Here is a 19,478-nt window from a genome sequence, read left to right on the forward strand (position 1 = left end):
ATTCAGGAGCATGGATGCGTATTATATCGGCGCTTTTAATTGTTTTAATCAGCTTACCTGCCAGTGCGGGTAAGCTCGATGATTTCGAAAAATCAGCCACCAAGCCGAAATCTGAGAAACGATCTTCTTCATCTTCTTCTGACTCATCCGGCGGCTTTGCCAGTTCGTTGCTGGAAGCCCTGCTACGACCGATTGTTGAAGGTACTGCGCGTCTGGCTGTCGATCTGACGACCGCTGGTACTGCTGGCAGTATGCAAAAAGCCAATCAGCGCCTGGGCAAGGAAGTTGAGATTCCGGATTTATCAGAAGACGCTGAATCTGAATTTGGCGTGCCTTTGTTGCAGCTGGATCTGGGCTATGGTTCCGGCTCTGATATTCAGTGGAGTGATATCCGGGCAGAAATGGGCTTAGGGCCTTTCAGTCTGTTTGCTCGCAAATCGCAATACGTTGAGACAAATGAAGACGATGACCTGGAAATCACCAATGTCGGGTTTAATTACCGGCTACTTTTTGGCAATCGTACTGAGTTCAGTCTTGGAGTGGGCGATTACCAATTAGACGGCAACAAAACCTATAAAAGTGGCTCATTCCAGTTAAGCGTTAACCATCAAATCAGGGAAAACCTCGCATTCGAATATTCACGTGTTTCCGTGAGTGGTAATAACCTGAACCTGGCTGATAGTGAATACTCACTGTTTTATGGTAAAGATCATTGGTATGCGCGGTTTTTTTATCGCAGTATGGATACCGCTGATACTTCGCTGGATGGCATTGGAATGGGACTTTCCTTAATCTATTAAGGAAATCGTTAGACCGGCTGCTGAGCAGCTTTTTTCATTAAGGAAATATAAATGGACTCTCTGTTAAACATCATTTTCTCGGTTGAAGCCTTTGCGCTGATTCTGGTGATTATTCTGCTGAAAAGCAGCATCAAATTTGTACCACAGAACCGTGCCTGGTTAGTGGAGCGTTTTGGTAAATACCAATCAACCAAAGAAGCGGGTCTGAATTTTATTCTGCCGTTTATTGATCAGATTGCTGCGGATCGCAGCTTAAAAGAGCAGGCGGTTGACGTACCAAGCCAGTCGGCCATTACCCGCGACAACATCACCTTATCGGTGGATGGTGTGCTGTATTTCCGTGTATTAGATCCATACAAAGCGACTTATGGTGTGGACGATTATGTATTTGCGGTGACTCAGTTAGCGCAGACCACCATGCGTTCTGAGCTGGGTAAAATGGAACTGGATAAAACCTTTGAAGAGCGTAGCCAGTTAAACGCTTCGATTGTTGAGTCTATTAACGAAGCGTCCGAGCCTTGGGGTATCCAGGTGCTGCGTTACGAAATTAAAGATATTGTGCCACCGCGTTCAGTGATGGATGCGATGGAAGCTCAGATGAAAGCCGAACGTGTTAAGCGTGCCCAGATTCTTGAATCCGAAGGTGATCGTCAGTCGGCCATTAACGTCGCGGAAGGTAAGAAGCAGGCGCAGGTTCTGGCGGCAGAAGCGGATAAGACCGAGCAGATCTTACAGGCCGAAGGTGAAGCCCGTGCCATTCTGGCGGTTGCAGAAGCCCAGGCAGACGCGTTACGCAAGGTCGGTGAAGCGGCCGATACTGTTCAGGGCCAGAAAGCGATTCAGCTGGATCTGGCGACCAAAGCCATTGCTGCAAAAGAAGCCATTGCCCGTGAATCGTCAGTGGTGCTGCTGCCGGAAGATAAAACCGATGCCAGCTCGCTGGTGGCTTCTTCCATGTCAATTATTAATTCTCTGAACAAACAGCAGAGTTAAGAAAGGTATTCACTATGGAATTCTTCCGTTTAGAAAATATCGCTGAAATTCTGATGATTCTGGGGATTGCTGCTTTGATTATCGAAGTGGCGGTATTGGGTTTTTCCACCTTTGTTTTATTTTTCCTCGGTATCTCATTGCTGCTGACCGGTGTTGCCATGAACTTTGGCATCCTGGAAGCAACCTTGATCACCGCTCTGTGGAGCAATACCTTACTCACCGGGGTATTGGCTGTTTCTCTGTGGAAACCGCTGAGCCGTATGCAGAATAAAGTGGGCAGTAAGGAAGTGGATAACGACTTCGCCGCCGATACCTTTATTCTTGAAGACGATGTCGATATGCAGGGTAAAACCATCCGCGCATATTCCGGCGTACAGTGGAAGCTGAAAAGTCAGCAACCGATTGCCTCTGGTACTGTGGTTAAAGTGGTGAAAACGGAAGTGGGTGTGATGTGGGTTGAAGCTCAGGATTGAGTCATAAACAAACCTTCGCTAATCACATAATAAAAAAGCACAGCATAGGCTGTGCTTTTTTGTGTCTGTCGCTGTCTATTGTCGGATTATTTCTTGTCGAAACCGGTAACCAGGTTGTGTAGCAGAATGGTGGCATCCGCTGACTTGTTATTACGCAGCAGCTCGTAAGCCTCTTTCACTTGCTGTTGTAATTCGGCCAGAGCTTCAACGCTGCTTGCCTGCTCTTCCGCTTGTGCTTCGCTATAAGGGCGTGATTTAGCGGTTTTTAAACACTTAACCTGTTTGCTGAAAGTCTTCTCTTTTTCACACAAGCCAACTTCAATATCGGATACATAAGCTTTATCGGCGATTTCGTTCATGCAGCCTTTAAAATCTTTGTTGAAGTACTTGGATGACTGACACAGAGTTAACACGTTCTGCTGGTAATCTTTATCTTTGATCAGCTCCAGACACGACTTCACCTTATTCCAGCTACCAATGCCTTTGCAGTGCTTCAGCGCCTGCTCATTGAAGCGTGCTTCTTTCACTAAAGATAAACACTGCTTGGTGTAACTTTTTTGCTTCATGCTCTGACAAAGATCAACAGCACTTTGTTGATACACTTCGTCGGCCTGAACCGGGCTGGAAACTGCGGCAGAGATTGCCAGAATGGTGAGGAGCTTTTTCATTGTTGTTTAATTCTTACTGCTGAAAAGAATACCGGATAGTAAGAAACACAATGTATCTCGTCTATAGCTGCTGTGAGAACTAGTAGAGGTTTTTTGCATCTTTTTTCACCACCTGATCGACCACCAGATGGGTCATTTTCCCCATCAAACCCGTGCCATTGATATGTGCTGATAACGCTTTGGAGAAAGACGTCAGCTCATTTTTATTGCGTTGTTTTTGTTTATTCCAGATGTCTTCCTGCTGCAGGTTTTCATCCACACGAATCTGATACCAATCGATATCGACCACAATCGCTAACCTGGCTTGTTTGCCCTGAGTCTCTGTATTCGCTAATAAATCAGGGTCATGACTCAGATAAGCATTACCATGAACTTCCAGCACTTCAGGTCTGCCTGGAATCATCAACAGAACCTTAATCACTGGGTTATCCAGCAGGTTACGTAAGCTGGCGGCAATTTTATTTCCCGGGCGGTCTGGAATAATCAGGGTGTTGTCATCCCGTAAGCAGAACATCCCTTGAGGCTCACCACGGGGTGATAATAATGGCGCCTGTTGTGTGTTGGATGAGCCTGAGGTTGCCAGCAGTGCATAACGAGCCTGTTGGCAAAACTGGTTGATATTAAGCGTCTCAGATTTGTTGATGGCTTGTGTTGGAAGATTATTGACGGACCAGAGTTCAGAACGCATGGCGGCACGGCCACAATGAAAATACACCTGATTTATCTTTAGTCTGTTGCTGCCGGTGTGATGACTGCTGTGCGCCTCCAGCACACCGTTAATTCGCAATAAATGATCAATACCTGGAATCAGAAATAACATGCTTGCCTGAGCCGGCGAAGTGACCAGTGTTGGTAACGCCAGTTGATGGGGAGACTGAACTTTCCACTGCTCGGGAGACAGATAATAAAAGCTGCTGCAGTCTGCTTCCTGAGTGTGAATATACAAAATTGCCAGCTGGCTAAGCTCAATAAATTCCAGTGAATAATGATCCAGCTGTGGCTGAATACGTTTATCTAACAGCTTTGGGTAGGCTGGAATCAGCTGTCGTAGCTGAGCTTCTGTTTTTATAAAATGTTGCGTATTCTGCATGTCTGCTCCTGCTTTGATGTTGCTGTCGTTCGCTGTTTATTGGCTGTTACCGAACAGCTGTCAGGCTGACACAGTTGTGTTAAATCTCGCAGGCGGCTGGTTGCATATCTCTGGAATCTGGTTTCAATGTCGCAAGAATCAAAGACACCCTTATCGGACAATAAAGCGTTATCTGGCACTGTTTCGGCCATTGCTGTGATTGATCTGGCACGTGAGCTGTTGCAGCGCGATGTGTTGACTCAGGCGCAGCTTGAGGAGGCTCTGGATGTTTCCAGTCTGGCTTATTGCCAACAATTGCAACAAGGCGAAGATATTTCGGAAGTGTTGACTCAGCGTTTGCCAGAGCAGCAGCTGATTCAGTTGTGGCTGCTGGCAGACAAAACAGGGGATAAAAATCTGGGCTGGAATATCGGCTCCCAGGTTGTTATTCCGGCACAGGGAATACTGGCGCATTGGATTCGCCACTGTCAGACGTTGGAACAGGCATTTTTAACCTTCGTTAAACATGTGCATTTGTTAAATGCGTCTGAAGGTTGGCAGGTTGAGCGTAGTTCTTCTTACATCGAGTTAAGTTTCCATTACCCTGCAGAAAAGGCGTATCCACACATTGCGGTTCAGCGCAGTCTGGCCAGTATTAAAAGCTGGGGGGAATATTTATCCGGTGACGATCTTCAGGTCAGCGCTTTATTTCTGACTGTAAATACCAATGACGTTGATGCAGAACTGATTGAGCGTATTTTTCAGTGTCCTGTGTATTACAATCAGCTGATTAATAAAATTCAGTTAGCGTTATCTGAAATCCAGAAACCCTTAGTTCAGGCAAATGCGCTGATTGCCGAGCTGGTTTCTCAGCAAGCCTTATCCTGTGACACTTCAATCGAAAAGACACTGGCTCAGCAGATCTGGGATTTATTTGAGCGGGATATACAAAGCTATTCGCAGATTAATTTAACGGCTGAAAAACTGAATATGAGCCGGGCAACCTTGTATCGCCGTTTAAAAGCTCAACAAACCAGCTTCAGCGACTTATTAGAAAAATACCGCTACCAGCTTTGGGAAGGTTTGGTAGCGGCAAAAGGTGAAGAAGGTAGTGATAATGTGAGAATGAGCGAGTTATTAGGGTTCAACGATCCCAGCTCGTTTTATAAAGCCAGGAAGCGTTGGTTAAAGACTCAGGCCGGATAAATCCGATCAGGAATAGTTTTTCGCCATAAAGATCTTCAGATTGCCCATCGCCATCTTGCTGACTTTGTTGCGCAGTAACGGCGTCCAGCCCAGTAATAAACCCGGCAGACCTAACGCTTGGCGACTCCAGCGCCAGAAATCAAAACGGTCGATATGTTTAATAATTTTGCCGTCTTTAAATTCAAATTCAGCATCAATGATGTTGTGGACAAAACGACCAGTCTGGCTGAAGTCGTATTTCGGTTCCCAGTGCGCGGTGACCTTGCCGTCTTTCTCAGTCACAGAGAAATCAATCGTCATCCCCTGAGCACGCTCACATAACATATGCCACATCGCGCCTGGCTCAATGCCATTCAGCTCAAAGGCTTCATCACGAAAATAGGCATCCGGGTGATAGCAGTCTTTCATGGTTTCATAATCTAAATTCTGAAACGCGGTATAAAAGGTTTCGATCAGCTCTTTGTTGGCGCTCATAGTATTGCTCTTGTTCTGTCAGAGGAGTGATTAACTGGTATCCAGTGTAGCGCCTGTCAGTTATCGCGGGTTAGTGGCATTTATGCCTCCTTGGGTGGATAATCAGGACGTAAATATTCCAAATTGCTGAGATATCTATGAAACGCTGCGTGATTCTTGCCCTGGATAACTGCCCGCTATCGTCGGTCTCCGGGCCGATGGAGATCTTGCTGCTGGCCTGTCGTCTGGCCGGAGTGAAGGACTGGAGTATCGAAATTGTTGCCGAGAATCAGCTGCAGCTGCCCTGTAACGGCGGTGTCAGCCTGACAGCGCACCAACGCATTACTGACGTCAAACAAGCCGATCTGTTGATTATCGGCGCGATTGGCGACCCGAGAATGCGCCCTGAAGGCATTGCGCCACAAACGCTGCAGTGGATTCAGGCGTTGCAGCAGCAGGGCAGCCAGTTAGTGAGTATTTGCACGGGCGCCTATGTGCTGGCCTGTGCCGGTGTGTTAAGCGGTAAACGCGTGACCAGTCACTGGGCGGTGATCGACTGGCTGGCACAGCAGTTTCCGGACTGTGATTGGCAACCGGGCGCCATGCTTACTCAGGACGGCCAGGTCGCTTGTTCCGGCGGAGCGAGTGCTTACCAGGATATGAGCCTGTTGCTCGTGCGTCAGTATTTTGGGGAAGTGATTGCCCGGCAGGTGGCGAAATCGGTGTTGATCGATCTGGATCGCCATAGCCAGCTGCAATACGCCAGCTTTATGCCGCAACGCCAGCACCAGGATCATTTGATTCATCATGTTCAGGACTGGCTGGAACAACATGGTTGTGAGCAATTTACCCAGCAGGATCTGGCGGAATTAATTAACCTCAGCGAACGTCAGTTTAAACGGCGATTTAAACAAGCGGTGCAACAAACACCGCTGGTGTATATTCAGGCGTTGCGTATGGAAGTGGCGAAAAAAGCGCTGGAAACCACCTTAAAACAAGTGGATGTGATTGCCCGCGAATGTGGCTACGAAGATGTGCGTTTTTTCCGTGAATTATTTAAGCGTAATACCGGGCTGGCGCCGAGTGAGTATCGGGGGAAGTTTGGTATAAGTGGCGCTTGAGGTTGACCATGAAAGCGCCACCTTAAGTTTTTCAGCTGGTGTACTTGAAGTGGCAGATTATCTAAATCCTCTAACATATATAATGCACACTGAAGGATCAGAATATTCTAAAAACTATGATATGTTGGATCTTCCAGATAATTTTTCTCCTATTGAAGAGACTGCTAAGGAATAAATTGGTGAGTAGATTACAAGATATAGTTGAAAGAATTAAAAATTATCAAAAGCCATTAATATCTAACAATGGATGTGCTGAGGTTGGCAGATTTCACCCGGATGATGAAGGTTTGTTTGAAAGTGGGTGTTTGCATTGTGTATATGATCCTATACCTATGGAGAAGATTGAACTAGCTTCGAATGAAATAAGAAGAAAAATCCCAGATGAATTAAAAGAATTTTATATTATTGCTAATGGACTGGACATGTTTTGTTCTTCACTATATTTAAAGGGCAGCTTGGCTATTGAAGGTGTTCAGCCGATTTCGATTCTTTATCAAAACATTATAGATTTACCTACAGATCACTCAGGAAAAGAGGTATTTGATGAAGATCATATCTATATTGGCGGATACGCTTCTGACAAAAGCAACTTGAAGATCAATATTCATTCAGGCGTTGTGACACGAGAACTTGATGGTAATTGGGGAGTTGTAGAAAATTCTTGGGCAACATTCGAAGATTTTTTATGTAAGGAATTTCAGAGATTATCAACTAGCTACGAAAAAACTGATGGAAAAATATCTTTTCTTCATCCCATTCCTGCTGAATAACTAGGGCCCACTCTAGTGCCTCTTTCATATTGATCGCTTAACGGCGTAAGCCAACCTGAAAGACGTTTCAGGAGAAGACTTATGCCGAAGCCTGGAAAGCAGCAAGTTTCGCTGAAAGCCACGCTTTATAATGCCCCAGCCCTATACTGCCCCGGCGTTTTCCCGGTCCAGTTCTTAAACGCCCGGTTAAACGCACTGGGCTCTGAAAAACCCAAACGCAACGCAATACTGTTAATCGGCATCTGGGTGCTGGTCAGCCAGAACAAAGCGGCGTTACGTCGCAAGCGCTCTTTAATTTCCGCGTAGGAATTCCCTTCCTCTTTTAACCGTCGCCGTAAGGTATCGGTACTGATATTTAACCGCCCGGCGACTTCCGCCAGAGTTAATCCTTCATATTCTTTACCGGACTGCAGCATACGCTGTACCTGGGCGCTGACGCTGTTATCTAGCCGCAGGCGCGCGACCAGATCCTGAGGGAATTCCGGTAATACCTGCTGCAGGTTATCCATGGTTTGAATCACAGGTAAATCCAGCGCTTTACGGTCAAACACAATCATATTGGTTGGCTGATTAAAGCGGTGTTCGCAGGAAAACATATTGGCGTATTCATCGGCGTAGGGCGGTTTATCAAACGCCAGGTGTAACCGACTTAATAACACCTTTTTGCCGGTTAACCAGTTGCCCCAGCGGTGATAGGTGAGAATCACCAGCGCGAGAAAAACAATACCATTTAGCTGTTTGGGGTTGGGATAGTCGAGAATTAGCCGTGCTTCGTTACCGTCTTCCTGCAGTTCAAAATACATATCGTCCGTCACCAGGTTAAAGAAGTTACTGATGTGGACAAAAGCTTCGCGCAGGTTACGGCTGTTAATCGACGAGCGGCAGGAATATTCGTGGCTGCCGGGTTTCAGCTGGCGGTCGAAAAAACCGAGAGACTCATCCTGCAGCTGTTCTTTTAACAGCTGGGTCAGATGATCAACCTTATGCGCCGGAAAGCGTTTGCGCTTCAGGCTGTCTGGCTCCAGCCCGATCTCGGCAAACAACTCAGCCAACTTCAGGCCTTTATCGCGGCCGCCAGCACACAGATCTTCAATCAATGCCATAGAGACCGTAGGTTTGCGCCTCGGTTGCTGAAGTGGGGCAGAAGGCTGAGTGGAATCGGGAGTCACTTCAGGATTCACAGAAAAAGTCTATCTCTTGCCAGTTTTTGTCAATTTCAGTGTCAATTGTCGGCGGTAGGCTGTGCTCTGGTCAATAACAATAATTTGAGTTTTGTATGTCTTCATATCAGTCAGTATTTGCTCCGGGTTTGTTTAAAGATCAGGTGATTGTGATCACCGGTGGTGGCAGTGGTATTGGTCGTTGTACCGCCCATGAGCTGGCTAGCCTGGGTGCCACTGTGGTGCTGATGGGCCGCCGTGAAGAAAAGCTGCAGGAAGTGGTGGCGGAGATCGAAGCAGACAGCAAAGAATCCGGCTCAGGTGGCTCTTATTACGGTCGGGCCGATTACCGGGTTGCCGATATTCGTGATGAAGAGCGGGTGATCGAAGCGATTGCCGATATTGTGTTGCAACATGGCCGTATTCACGCGCTGGTGAATAATGCCGGGGGCCAGTTCCCATCCAAGGTCGAAGACATCAGTAAAAACGGTTTCCAGACGGTGGTGGAAAACAACCTGGTTGGTGGCTTTGTTATGGCGCGCGAAGTGTACAAAGCAACCATGAAAGAGCATGGCGGAAACGTGGTGAACATCACCGCCGACTGTAATAACGGTTTCCCGGGTATGGCTCACACCGGTGCGGCCCGCGCCGGGATGGAAAACTTTACCAAAACCGCTGCCTGGGAATGGGGCCGTTATGGTGTACGTGTGAATGCAGTTGCTCCGGGTATTGTCGCTTCCAGCGGTTTAGCCACCTACGATCCAATGACCCGCAAAAAACTGTTAATGGCAGGCGAGATGATGCCAGCTCGCCGTTTATGCACCGAAGCGGAAGTGAGCGCTTCCATCGTATTTTTATTAACACCGGCTGCGGCTTTTATTAACGGTGAAACCTTGCACGTCGATGGTGGTGCGCAGTTTGGTTCCAGCCATATGTATATGCAGTTACCACGACCAAAAGAAAATAATGTTGAGTTATACGATGGCTTCCATCGCTCTAATCTTGATGAATTATTAGAAGAATAATTAGCCCAACTTAATCCGAACAACTTTAAATCAAGCAGCTATAACCTGTTTATAGCTGCCGCCTTCTGACATCTGTTCGCTGCTAATAAGGATAAAAAATTATGACTGTTTCTTTTGATTCCCTGCGTTACCCAACGTCATTTATGAACGACAGCCATCGTGAATGGCAGCAACAATTACGCAAGTTTGTTGATACGGAAATTATGCCCCACGTCGAACAATGGGAAGACGATTGTGATGTGCCGCAGGAATTATTCAAGAAGGCTGCGGAAGTGGGCATTTTAGGTATTTGTTACCCGGAAGAGCTGGGTGGTATGAGTGAAGGAATCGATACTTTCCACCGTACCATTGCCGTCGAAGAACTGTCCCGCGCTGCTGCCGGTGTGGCCATGGCATTGTTAGTACAAAACATTGCGCTGCCGCTGGTGGTGGGTTTTGGCCCGGATGAGATGAAACAGGAAGTCGTGCCACAGGTATTGGCAGGCGATAAGTTTATTTCCCTGGCGATTACCGAACCGTCCGGTGGTTCCGATGTGGCGAACTTAAAAACCAGCGCCAAAGATGGTGGTGATCACTTTGTGGTGAATGGTTCTAAAACCTTTATTACCGGTGGCTTACGCGCCAATTGGTATGTGACCGCGGTACGTACCGGTGATGCCGGAATGGGTGGTATCTCGCTGTTGTTAATTCCGGCGGATGCGGAAGGTGTATCGGCAACCTCGCTGGGTAAAAAACAAGGCTGGCATTCATCACAAACCGCGACCATTTATTTTGATAATGTCAAAGTGCCTAAGGCCAATATTATTGGTCAGTTAAACCGTGGCTTCCTGGCGATTGTGAATAACTTTAACCACGAACGCCTGGCGTTAGCTGCTGTGGCGTTATCCACATCCCGTGCCTGTATCGAAGAAGCGGCGGACTGGGCATTAAATCGTGAGACCTTCGGCAAACCACTGGCGCAACATCAGGTGATTCGCCATAAGTTTGCGGAAATGATTCGCCAGCTGAATGCTTCTTACGCTTACCTGGATACCTGTATTACCCAGGTGGATAACGGTACGGCGCGTACCTCGGATATCGCTCTGTTAAAAGTACAGGCGACCTTAACGGCGGAATCGGTGTGCCGTGAATGTCTGCAGATTTTAGGTGGTGCAGGCTATATCAAAGGTTCGGTGACTGAGCGTAATTACCGCGAGGTACGGGTACTGGCGATTGGTGGTGGTTCGGAAGAAATTATGCGTGATCTGGCTGGTCGTGAGTTGGGTTTCTGATTGCTGCCAAAAGAGCATACGAACAAACCGCTGCCATTAAGCAGCGGTTTGTTTTAAAAACGCCATTCCTGCCGCTAAGCCCAGCTGATAATCCTGCTTTAACGCCTGTGGCTGGCTGCCTACTAACGAGCTGGCTAATGGTTCGTCCGGAAATATCTGATGTATCGTCACGTCGGCGGGTGGGTTGTTAATAAACGCCAGATTTTCCTGATAGCTGTCTTCGTGGTGAGTAATTAAATCGATCACCTTCGGGCAATAATGCTGATTACAAATCATCGATTTGATTTTATGCGCCCAGGGCGAGGTTAAGCTGGCTTCTTCGCTGACGGTTCTCAGCACGGTAATTTCCCGCGCGCCACGTTTGTAGGCTTCCTCCACCGGCAAAGGTGCTGATAATCCGCCATCCACATAGAAATGCTCACCAATTTTTACTCCACCTTTGTACAGCATGGGTAAGGCGCTGGACGCCTTCAGCATCTCCAGCCAGTTGTCTTTATCGGGTGAGAAGAACTCGGCCCGGCGGTTATCGCTGCGAGTGGCAGAAAAATACAACTGACGTTGCTGTAAGCGTGAATGTCCACGGTTGATATCCAGCTGACTGGCAGAGCTGTTTAACTGATCAAAGTACCAATCCAGATCCACTGCATGTTTACCAATTAAAGAACGTTGCCATTTAAAAAACTGCGGCTGTGACGAAAACTCGGTAATGGCATTCAGGCCAAAACCCGGTTGGCAGGTCATATAGCTGGAAAGGTTCTGTGCTCCGGCCGAAGTGCCAATAAGAATTTCGAACGGATTAAAACCCGCTTCCAACCAGGCATCGAGAATACCGGCAGTAAATACACCGCGCTGACCACCACCTTCAGCAACCAATGCCGTTTTAGCTGTGGGAAGTTCCGGACCGCAGCTGGTACAAGGATTGTTCGACTGGACTAAGGTTCCGCTTCGTTGGCTGGAGGTGCTGGTCATGGCAAAGTCACTCCTGATGGATGAGTGACTCTACTGTATGCGCTAACCCGCGAGCTGGATAATTGGTTAAGTTAAATCAGTCTATAGCTTTTGCTGATAACTGCTGCTTCAGCTGCTGAAACCCTTGCTGCATAGGTGCCAGCGGCGCGGCGATGTTCATACGGAAGTAGAAGTCGTTGTCGCTCTGGAACCATCCGCCGGGTGATAACCCCATTCCCGCAGCTACCAGTGCCTGTTTTATTTGTTCGGCACTGAAGCCGGATTGCTCGAAGTTCAGCCAGATCTGATAGGTGCCTTCAGGCTGTGATAACACCACGCCGGGCAGCTCTTTTTCGATAAACTCAGTGATCCAGCTAAGACTGTTTTCCAGATAGGCCAGCATCTGATCAAGCCATGCATCGCCATGAGTATAAGCGGCGATGGTGGCGTAACTGCTCAGGGCATTACCATGATTTAAATACATGGATTCCAACAGGCTATTAAAGCGCTGATGTAATGCCTGATCTTCAATATAAATAAAACCGGTGGCGATTCCCTGCATACCAAAGGTTTTTGCCGGAGAGCCTAATAATGCAATATGTTTGCTCGGCTTTTGCTGTTTTTGCAGCAGAGAAACCAGACTGGTAAAACGATTATTGTGCAGCAGAATATCGGCATGAATTTCATCGCTGATAATGGTGACGTCGTATTTATCCGCCAGCTCCAGCACTTGTTGCAGTTCGTTTTCCTGCCACACCCGGCCCACCGGATTGTGGGGGTTACACAGAATCATCACTTTAACGCCATCGGTAAACTTCTGCTCCAGATCGGCGAAGTCCATCCTGTACCCATTCTTGCCGTCATTCCGTTCGTCGTTAATAAGTGGGTTCGTCACCAGCGTGCGATTGGCGCTGTTAATCAGTTTGCGAAACTGGTGATACACCGGAATCTGGGTCAGCACTTTATCGCCTTCATTCGTCAGCTCACGCACGATCAGTGACATGGCGGATAAAACCCCTGGCGCCATAATAAAGCGCTGGGGATTTAACCCGAGCTGGTGGCGACGCTGGAACCAGCTTGTCGGAGCGCTGAATACTTCATCACCGACCATTTCGTAGGCGTAGCGGCCACGATCGACCAGGCGTTGCAGCTCGGCCGTAACAGGCTCTGCCACCTGAAAATCCATATCGGCAATCCAATAAGGTTCAACCTCGGTGGTGCCATAAATGGATTTCAGCATGGCACTGTTCTGGCGAATAAACTGATGTTGATAGCTGCGATTGGTATTATCGAAATCTGGCATAGTGTTTCCTCTCTGGTCGATTACTATGACGCAACCGTCCGGCAAAAGACGAGTAAATTTTCTGGAACGCTTTAGTTCAGTGAATACTTATAGTTTTTTAATGGTGTTTGCAGCGCCGGAATATAGCTGAACAATGCCGTCAGCCAATTTAATAATGCGCTGATTTCCGGCTTATGCTGATTGTATTTCGGCGTTACTAACCAATAACCTTTTTCGGTCTGGAACTGCCAGGGAAAAGGCGTTACCAGGCGGCCGTCGTTAATCCAGCTGTTTGCGGTTGGCAATAATGCCAGCGCAATACCCAGGCCGTCTGAAGCAGCCTTTACTGCCGCCAAATACGAGTCACAAATAATTCGCTGCGAAACCTGATTATCTGAGTTCTGGTCAGCGGAAATCTGATCGTCAGAAATCCGCCCACTAGAAACCTGAGTAAGCGCCATTTTCCAGCTGGCCATATCTTCGGTTTCGCTGATTAAACGGTGCTGGGATAAATCACGTAACTCGTCAAAGCTGTGAGCGGCGGCATAAATCGGGCTGCACACTGGCGTAACCGCGGAATAACACAAACGCTGGCAATACAGATCGGGCCAGTTGCCATCACCAAAACGAATCGCCGCATCAACCTGTTCCGTTTCAAAATCAACGTAGCGATTACGGGCTTCCACGCGTAGTTCGATGTCGCTGGCGATGTCACGGGTAAAGTCTGCAAAGCCGAGGTAGTTCGGCATTAGCAGTTCCTGGGCAATAAACAGCGGCGCACTGATATGCAATGAGCGATTATGAAAACGACGCTGGTATTCAACAAATCCCTGGCGATGTTGCTGCATTATCTGCTGTGCGATATGGAAGTAATATTCACCCGCTTCGGTCAGGCTCAGACTGCGGGTATGGCGCAGGAACAGGACATCACCCAGCCAGTTCTCAAACGCTTTGACCTGTTGGCCAACAGCTGGTGCGGTAACGTTAAGCTCGGTGGCAGCCTTCTTAAAACTCAGATGACGGGCCGCGGCTTCAAACACCGGAATAAACTGGATGGGTGGTGGACGCAGGTGGCTCGACATGGGTCTGCAGAATCCGCTATAGAAAAGTAGAGGTTTTTTATAGCGTAGAAATCATGGTTTGTCAGCGACTTTGGCATTGAATAACTTTGTTATACACAATGTCGGAGATTCAGTTATGTCACAGCAAACAAAAGACCAGCAAGCAAAAGTCGCTCTGGTAATGGGCGCCGGTGATGCCATTGGTGCCGCCATCAGTCGCCAGTTTGCCCGGGCCGGGTTTATCACCTGTATGGCGCGCCGTAATGGTGATCAGCTGGCTTCCGTGGTTGAGGAGCTGATGGCGGAAGGTCACGATGCCCGTGCCTTTAGCTGTGATGCCCGCAACGAAGAGCAGGTCGAACAGCTGTTCGCCGAGATTGAAGCCAATATCGGTGAGCTGGAAGTGGTGGTGTTTAATATCGGTGCCAATGTGCCGATGAGTATTCTGTCGACCAGCAGCCGTAAATTTATGAAGATCTGGGAGATGGCCTGTTTCTCAGGTTTCCTGACCGGGCGTGAAGCGGCGCGGGTGATGACCAAGCGTAAACGTGGCACGATCTTATTTACCGGCGCTACTGCCAGTGTACGTGGCGCGGCGGGCTTTGGTGCTTTCGCCAGTGCTAAACATGGCTTGCGGGCTTTGGCGCAGAGCATGGCGCGGGAATTAGGGCCGCAGAATATTCACGTGGCCCATGTGATTATCGACGCAGCGGTGGACACGCAGTGGATTCGTGATAATCATCCGAAGTATTCAGAATTAAAAGACAAAGATGGAGTAGTGGTGCCGGATGATCTGGCGAAAAACTATCTGATGTTGCATGAGCAGCCGCGTAATAGCTGGACGTTTGAACTCGATATCCGCCCGTGGGCTGAGAAATGGTAAAGCGAAACTATCTGCATTGGTTCTGCAGAGTTATCTGAAGAATTAAAAGAATTAAAAGAATTAAAAGAATTAAAAGAATTTAAAGAAGAGAATAACTATGACTACAACAATCGATTTCTATTATGACTTTGGCAGCCCAACGGCTTACCTGGCGCACAAGCGTTTCGACTATTTTCGTGAGCAATACGATGTCGAAACCAACTACCAGCCGATGTTGTTAGGTGGTGTGCATAAAGCGACTAAGAATTCGCCGCCGATTACAGTGCCGTTAAAAGGCATGTATATGCTGCAGTATGACCTACCACGTTTTGCCAAACGTTATCAGGTGCCGTTTAAGATGAATCCGAATTTCCCGATTAATACTCTGCCACTGATGCGTGGCGCATTTGCTGCGGAAAAACTGGGTGTTTCTGCGGAATATGTGAATGCGGTGTTTGATGCTCTGTGGATTGATGGCGCAAACCTGAGTGACCCGGAAGTGGTCAAACAAGTGCTGGTGGATAACAACTTACCTGCAGATGAACTGCTGGCGTTAACTCAAGACCCGGAAATCAAACAACAGCTGATTGATGCTACTGAAGCTGCGGTTAAGCGTAACTGCTTTGGCGCCCCTGTGATGTTTGTTGGCGACGAGATGTTCTTTGGTCAGGATCGCCTCGACTTTATTGAAGAGATTTTACAGCAGGGCTGACAGGGCGTTTTGCCTTGCTGAGGTATGCAGACACCTTAAATTTACTTAGGGTTGAGGTGTCCGCTTTATCTAGGGAATTTCACTGTCGGTTTCAGAGCTTTGTTATGTGATTTGGTTGGAAAAAATTTCATCAATCTCACCTTTAGTTAGCTGCGTTAACAATGAATCTAAGAAAGCCCTAATTTTATCATTGTCAAAAAAATGATACCCTTCTGGTGACGATTCAAACGGTATATCGTAATTAAAGTGATCTAGCAGAAGAATTATCTGATCTTTATATAAATTTTCATTACTTTTCCATTTTGAAATTACATTCTGTAGGTCGTAGTTTAGTGTTAGAGCACATTCAATTAATAAACCAATATCAACATCTACAGAAAGCCTTTCTTCTATAAGGGCTGTTATGAAATCATTTAAAGAGTCTTTTTCATCGTTAGTCCAGTCAGAGTTTGAATCAGAAAAGAAATTTACCAGTTTAAAATCAAATAGACTAAAAACCCCCGAATCAAGCCTGCTAATATCATCTGCAAGGTACTGCATTAATCGCGGAAGGAGGTACCCTACATCCTCCTTTGATCCCCAAGAATTCCAACCTTCTCCATAGAACTCCATTATCTTCAGAATTTCATCCGGAATTTCCTTAAGGCCATTTGATAATGCTTTAACTTCCTTGGGTGATGGGCCTAAATCAATACAACCTATTTTGTGAAAATCTTCAATTTTGTAGTCACTAAATGTCTTATAAAGCTTATCAATGGCTTTCTGTGTTTTTTCCTGCACTATGTTTTCCTACGAGACCTTATTCGTATAACGCCAAACAAAGGGGCGTTACCCCGTCCATGCTTGATCGCCTTGTCAACTTTTTTGTATTCTAGTAAGACTATGCAGAGGTTAGTCTTCTAGCAATGTATATGTGTAGTACCCAGTCTCTCGCCAAGAGCGCATTTCATATCCGCATAAGCAAATAAAGTTATCATTATCTTTCTCTGGCAGGTTGTGATAAGTCACAGAGTAAACTAAACCGCATTCAGGGCACTCTTCATTTCCTAGTTTCTTTTCACTCCAGTCCATAATGTTTCTCCTTTGATCTAAATACTTAACACTACGGGGCCGCAGTTTGCTGCATCACGCGCTGGATCTAAGGCCCGGAGTGTACTTGACGGCTTTGTCATGTTTTCGAAATGTACGTCTTTTATAACTTTGAAAATATCTTTGCAGAGAACTGCCGAACTTCATGCTCAATGTTTTTTGGTGTACCAAGCATTACGGGCAAATCTTTAACTCTTGTGTATATTGCTTCTCTAAGGTCTTCTTCACTTGGAAGGTGCTTGAGTTGCTTTAAGTTAGAAATAGCCTGTCTTAATTCCTTCGTATCACTTGGGTGAGAGCTAAACCATGTGGGGCGTGATGCCCAGCATTCAATTGCTTCTTCTACTTCTTTCATAAACCTAAACTCTCCTTCTTTCATAAACCTAAACTCTCCTTAGAAGAATAACGCTGGCCACAACGACTGGAAAAGCTGGCACTTTTTGTACAGCGAAGCGCACAAAAAGTGACAGGTTTGACGGTCCGCTTCTGGCCTTTGTTAGATTTTCTCTAGAATAAATCATCACCATAATTTTCTTTATGATATTGTTGCACTCCATCAACGTCATTCAAATAGGTCACTAGCTCTTTTAAAACAACCACGTGAAATCGCGTAGTGCCGGAATCCAAAATGTGTGTAAGTCCGTGAAAATCTCTCTGATGTAGATTATCTAAGTCTAGCAATGAGATCGTTTCATAATTTTTCTGCCATTCCTTACCCATTTCCCAAGCCACAGCTAAGTGAATATCTTTCTCACTCTTATATTCACTTTCAAACTCATGAATAAGAGCATCAAGGTTATATTTGTATTCTAAGATTTTAGGTGGACTTACGTGTTCCGATTGGAAGTGAAGCTCATCAACTCCAAGCGGGTTTTTTTCTTTATCAAAGACATGATTGTCGAAAGGTTCTTTTACGACATATTTATACACGCCATCGTATTGCTTAACTTGACTAGTTGCCAGTAGGTTTATGCCTCTAATAACTCCCCCTGCTATTAACTGGTTGAACAGTACAATTACATCTTGCTCTGACTGAGGCTCGGAAGTTATAGAGATTTCATTTATAGGAGCAAAGAAGTTTTTATTAGTTAAAACTAGCGGGTGTTCTGCTTCATGGCTTTCCTGTGCCTTTATCCACTCATGAAGTTCTATCTCTTTAGTAATGTCTGGCTTTACGCCACTATCCGACTTTAAAAGCCTTTTCCATTTTTTGAAACGATTAACTATAGCCACAGATGCTTTTTCAGCAGCTTCTTTAAGCTCAGGTTGAAAGCCCTTCCTCCCAAGGTCAGGGTCTGCATCCTTAAAATGGACAATGATATGGCATTGATTTTGATAACCAATGTTAGATGTCAGAGGAATTGCGATTAGCTCACCCTGCGTCATATTGTTGTTAGCAAGCTGAAGACCTCCTTTTAATACCCTATATCCTTTTCTTAATTTAGCTAAGGAGTCGTTGAATTGATCCCAAACTGACGTCGAATATGTAAAATATCCGTAAGCTTCTACATTATATTCTTTTACCAGTTCTTCGTAATTTTCATCGTTTGTTCTTAATGCTAGTATTTCGTCAGTATCAAAGTGCTCGTAGATTCCATTCGATTTAAGGTATTTTGTAGGTATGGCTGAAGCATCTTTGCCTTTCGAAATTAGGTTGTTCTGAAGTTGAATAATATCTTTAAGGTTCACGCTAGCCTTAATTTTAGTATGTGGGTATACGTACTCTGCTTCGTTATTAGATAAAAATCTTTCATTACCTTTTCTATCAATAACCTTTAGATCAAATAATATCTTTTCCGAATCTTCATTCAAATAGTCAATTGATCCTAGCGGTGTCTTAATCAGCAATAGATATAACCATTGTTCAGGGGTAGTAGCTGAATACCAAGATAAATCTTTCGGCCTGGTATGCTCACCACCAAATTTTATCTTAAATGTAGATCCCCTCGATATTTCCGAAAAAGCAGGATTATTTGATTTAGAAGCATTAACAACAGGCCTGGTAACTATACCTTTGTAATCTTCAACCCAATCTCTACCATCAATCATTTCGCCAACAAACTCATGGCCATTTCCTTTTGTTCCAAACTGAAGGTAATCAAAACCATAGCCAATGTATGTCGCACCGACCCCTTTGTTCCCGCGAGTACTTCCGCCATTTTTAAAAGAGATGTTGGGAGCTAGGAAAGCTTCAAATTCCTTTTCGTTAAATCCAACCCCATTATCAGTGATCGAAAATGAATTCTCGGAAAGGTCAATAGTCAACCATAATTTCCTTTGGTAACCATCTTCTTCGGCCAGTGCTCTCCGATCTACCGCATCCATAGCATTTTGAATAAGCTCTGAAAACGAATCATACATTCCCACATATGACTTGAGAATATTTTTAATCTCTCGCTTTTGGGCGGCTGAAACTATCTCTGCATCTGCATCTTTACTCGAAAGCAGAGGATCCCATGTTGTACGTTGCATACTAATCCTTAATTATTCGTAAATTCTCTAAAATGCCTAAAAG

General features: G+C 46.1%; 21 protein-coding genes. 11 read left to right on the forward strand and 10 right to left on the reverse strand.

Translation table 11 applies throughout. From position 1 onward, the window contains the following. Positions 1 to 14 precede the first annotated feature (14 nt). Genes ACOQOZ_RS17960 through ACOQOZ_RS17970 form a run of 3 tightly spaced genes read left to right on the forward strand, consistent with a single transcriptional unit; the run spans position 15 to position 2,266 of the window. Positions 15 to 800 carry a hypothetical protein gene (locus tag ACOQOZ_RS17960; RefSeq protein WP_420589528.1) on the forward strand — a complete coding sequence of 262 codons (786 nt, stop codon included), beginning with the start codon at positions 15 to 17 and terminating at the stop codon, positions 798 to 800. 51 nt (positions 801 to 851) lie between these two features. Continuing rightward, a complete protein-coding gene (locus ACOQOZ_RS17965; protein WP_420589529.1) occupies positions 852 to 1,793 on the forward strand; it encodes an SPFH domain-containing protein in 942 nt (313 codons plus the stop codon). Positions 1,794 to 1,807: 14 nt separating this feature from the next. Then, positions 1,808 to 2,266, forward strand: a complete 459-nt coding sequence (locus ACOQOZ_RS17970; protein ID WP_420589530.1) for an NfeD family protein — start codon at positions 1,808 to 1,810, stop codon at positions 2,264 to 2,266. A gap of 86 nt (positions 2,267 to 2,352) precedes the next feature. Here ACOQOZ_RS17970 and ACOQOZ_RS17975 read toward each other — a convergent pair whose 3' ends face one another. Together ACOQOZ_RS17975 and ACOQOZ_RS17980 are read right to left on the reverse strand one after the other, a co-directional pair. Continuing rightward, entirely contained in the window at positions 2,353 to 2,934 is a 582-nt protein-coding gene (locus ACOQOZ_RS17975; RefSeq protein ID WP_420589531.1) for a hypothetical protein, read from the reverse strand. Between the two features lie 79 nt (positions 2,935 to 3,013). Beyond that, positions 3,014 to 4,024 carry a pyridoxamine 5'-phosphate oxidase family protein gene (locus tag ACOQOZ_RS17980; protein WP_420589532.1) on the reverse strand — a complete coding sequence of 337 codons (1,011 nt, stop codon included), beginning with the start codon at positions 4,022 to 4,024 and terminating at the stop codon, positions 3,014 to 3,016. Positions 4,025 to 4,150: 126 nt separating this feature from the next. Here ACOQOZ_RS17980 and ACOQOZ_RS17985 point away from each other — a divergent pair, with 126 nt between their 5' ends. Continuing rightward, positions 4,151 to 5,209 (forward strand): AraC family transcriptional regulator ligand-binding domain-containing protein, encoded by a 1,059-nt coding sequence (locus ACOQOZ_RS17985; RefSeq protein ID WP_420589533.1) that lies wholly within the window; start codon positions 4,151 to 4,153, stop codon positions 5,207 to 5,209. Between the two features lie 6 nt (positions 5,210 to 5,215). On the opposite strand, the gene ACOQOZ_RS17990 is transcribed toward ACOQOZ_RS17985, so the two are convergent. Then, complete coding sequence (locus ACOQOZ_RS17990; RefSeq protein ID WP_420589534.1) at positions 5,216 to 5,683, reverse strand: nuclear transport factor 2 family protein; 468 nt, start codon at positions 5,681 to 5,683, stop codon at positions 5,216 to 5,218. Between the two features lie 137 nt (positions 5,684 to 5,820). Between ACOQOZ_RS17990 and ACOQOZ_RS17995 the strand changes: the two genes are divergently transcribed. The 3 genes from ACOQOZ_RS17995 to ACOQOZ_RS18005 are packed head-to-tail and all read left to right on the forward strand — an operon-like array spanning position 5,821 to position 7,553. Beyond that, positions 5,821 to 6,783: a GlxA family transcriptional regulator gene (locus ACOQOZ_RS17995; protein WP_420589535.1), complete on the forward strand. Its 963-nt coding sequence runs from the start codon at positions 5,821 to 5,823 to the stop codon at positions 6,781 to 6,783. After that, a complete protein-coding gene (locus tag ACOQOZ_RS18000; RefSeq protein ID WP_420589536.1) occupies positions 6,773 to 6,958 on the forward strand; it encodes a hypothetical protein in 186 nt (61 codons plus the stop codon). The genes ACOQOZ_RS17995 and ACOQOZ_RS18000 overlap by 11 nt, the downstream gene beginning before the upstream one ends. A 4-nt stretch (positions 6,959 to 6,962) precedes the next feature. After that, positions 6,963 to 7,553 carry a hypothetical protein gene (locus ACOQOZ_RS18005; RefSeq protein ID WP_420589537.1) on the forward strand — a complete coding sequence of 197 codons (591 nt, stop codon included), beginning with the start codon at positions 6,963 to 6,965 and terminating at the stop codon, positions 7,551 to 7,553. 125 nt (positions 7,554 to 7,678) lie between these two features. Here ACOQOZ_RS18005 and ACOQOZ_RS18010 read toward each other — a convergent pair whose 3' ends face one another. Next, on the reverse strand, positions 7,679 to 8,656 hold the full coding sequence (locus ACOQOZ_RS18010; protein WP_420589538.1) for an AraC family transcriptional regulator: 978 nt from the start codon (positions 8,654 to 8,656) through the stop codon (positions 7,679 to 7,681). A 173-nt stretch (positions 8,657 to 8,829) separates the two neighbouring features. Here ACOQOZ_RS18010 and ACOQOZ_RS18015 point away from each other — a divergent pair, with 173 nt between their 5' ends. After that, a complete protein-coding gene (locus tag ACOQOZ_RS18015; protein ID WP_420589539.1) occupies positions 8,830 to 9,738 on the forward strand; it encodes an SDR family oxidoreductase in 909 nt (302 codons plus the stop codon). 101 nt (positions 9,739 to 9,839) lie between these two features. Further along, positions 9,840 to 11,009: an acyl-CoA dehydrogenase family protein gene (locus ACOQOZ_RS18020; RefSeq protein ID WP_420589540.1), complete on the forward strand. Its 1,170-nt coding sequence runs from the start codon at positions 9,840 to 9,842 to the stop codon at positions 11,007 to 11,009. A 36-nt stretch (positions 11,010 to 11,045) separates the two neighbouring features. Here the strand turns inward: ACOQOZ_RS18020 and ACOQOZ_RS18025 are convergent, their stop codons facing one another. The 3 genes from ACOQOZ_RS18025 to ACOQOZ_RS18035 all read right to left on the reverse strand — a co-directional run bounded on the left by ACOQOZ_RS18025 (position 11,046) and on the right by ACOQOZ_RS18035 (position 14,321). Beyond that, on the reverse strand, positions 11,046 to 11,978 hold the full coding sequence (locus tag ACOQOZ_RS18025) for a patatin-like phospholipase family protein (protein WP_420589541.1): 933 nt from the start codon (positions 11,976 to 11,978) through the stop codon (positions 11,046 to 11,048). Between the two features lie 76 nt (positions 11,979 to 12,054). Next, the gene (locus ACOQOZ_RS18030; RefSeq protein ID WP_420589542.1) at positions 12,055 to 13,260 is read right to left on the reverse strand and encodes a MalY/PatB family protein; all 1,206 of its coding nucleotides are present in this window, start codon (positions 13,258 to 13,260) and stop codon (positions 12,055 to 12,057) included. A 71-nt stretch (positions 13,261 to 13,331) separates the two neighbouring features. After that, positions 13,332 to 14,321 carry a LysR substrate-binding domain-containing protein gene (locus ACOQOZ_RS18035; RefSeq protein ID WP_420589543.1) on the reverse strand — a complete coding sequence of 330 codons (990 nt, stop codon included), beginning with the start codon at positions 14,319 to 14,321 and terminating at the stop codon, positions 13,332 to 13,334. Positions 14,322 to 14,436: 115 nt separating this feature from the next. Between ACOQOZ_RS18035 and ACOQOZ_RS18040 the strand changes: the two genes are divergently transcribed. Together ACOQOZ_RS18040 and ACOQOZ_RS18045 are read left to right on the forward strand one after the other, a co-directional pair. Further along, positions 14,437 to 15,183 carry an SDR family NAD(P)-dependent oxidoreductase gene (locus tag ACOQOZ_RS18040; RefSeq protein ID WP_420589544.1) on the forward strand — a complete coding sequence of 249 codons (747 nt, stop codon included), beginning with the start codon at positions 14,437 to 14,439 and terminating at the stop codon, positions 15,181 to 15,183. A gap of 97 nt (positions 15,184 to 15,280) precedes the next feature. Further along, on the forward strand, positions 15,281 to 15,874 hold the full coding sequence (locus ACOQOZ_RS18045) for a 2-hydroxychromene-2-carboxylate isomerase (RefSeq protein WP_420589545.1): 594 nt from the start codon (positions 15,281 to 15,283) through the stop codon (positions 15,872 to 15,874). 102 nt (positions 15,875 to 15,976) lie between these two features. Here the strand turns inward: ACOQOZ_RS18045 and ACOQOZ_RS18050 are convergent, their stop codons facing one another. The 3 genes from ACOQOZ_RS18050 to ACOQOZ_RS18060 form a co-directional block, all read right to left on the reverse strand. Further along, positions 15,977 to 16,654 carry a hypothetical protein gene (locus ACOQOZ_RS18050; RefSeq protein WP_420589546.1) on the reverse strand — a complete coding sequence of 226 codons (678 nt, stop codon included), beginning with the start codon at positions 16,652 to 16,654 and terminating at the stop codon, positions 15,977 to 15,979. Positions 16,655 to 17,066: 412 nt separating this feature from the next. Then, positions 17,067 to 17,318, reverse strand: a complete 252-nt coding sequence (locus tag ACOQOZ_RS18055) for a hypothetical protein (protein WP_420589547.1) — start codon at positions 17,316 to 17,318, stop codon at positions 17,067 to 17,069. A gap of 152 nt (positions 17,319 to 17,470) precedes the next feature. Further along, positions 17,471 to 19,435 (reverse strand): hypothetical protein, encoded by a 1,965-nt coding sequence (locus tag ACOQOZ_RS18060; protein WP_420589548.1) that lies wholly within the window; start codon positions 19,433 to 19,435, stop codon positions 17,471 to 17,473. Positions 19,436 to 19,478 lie beyond the last annotated feature (43 nt).

The organism is Bacterioplanoides sp., assembly GCF_965219715.1.
Lineage (GTDB): Bacteria > Pseudomonadota > Gammaproteobacteria > Pseudomonadales > Oceanobacteraceae > Bacterioplanoides.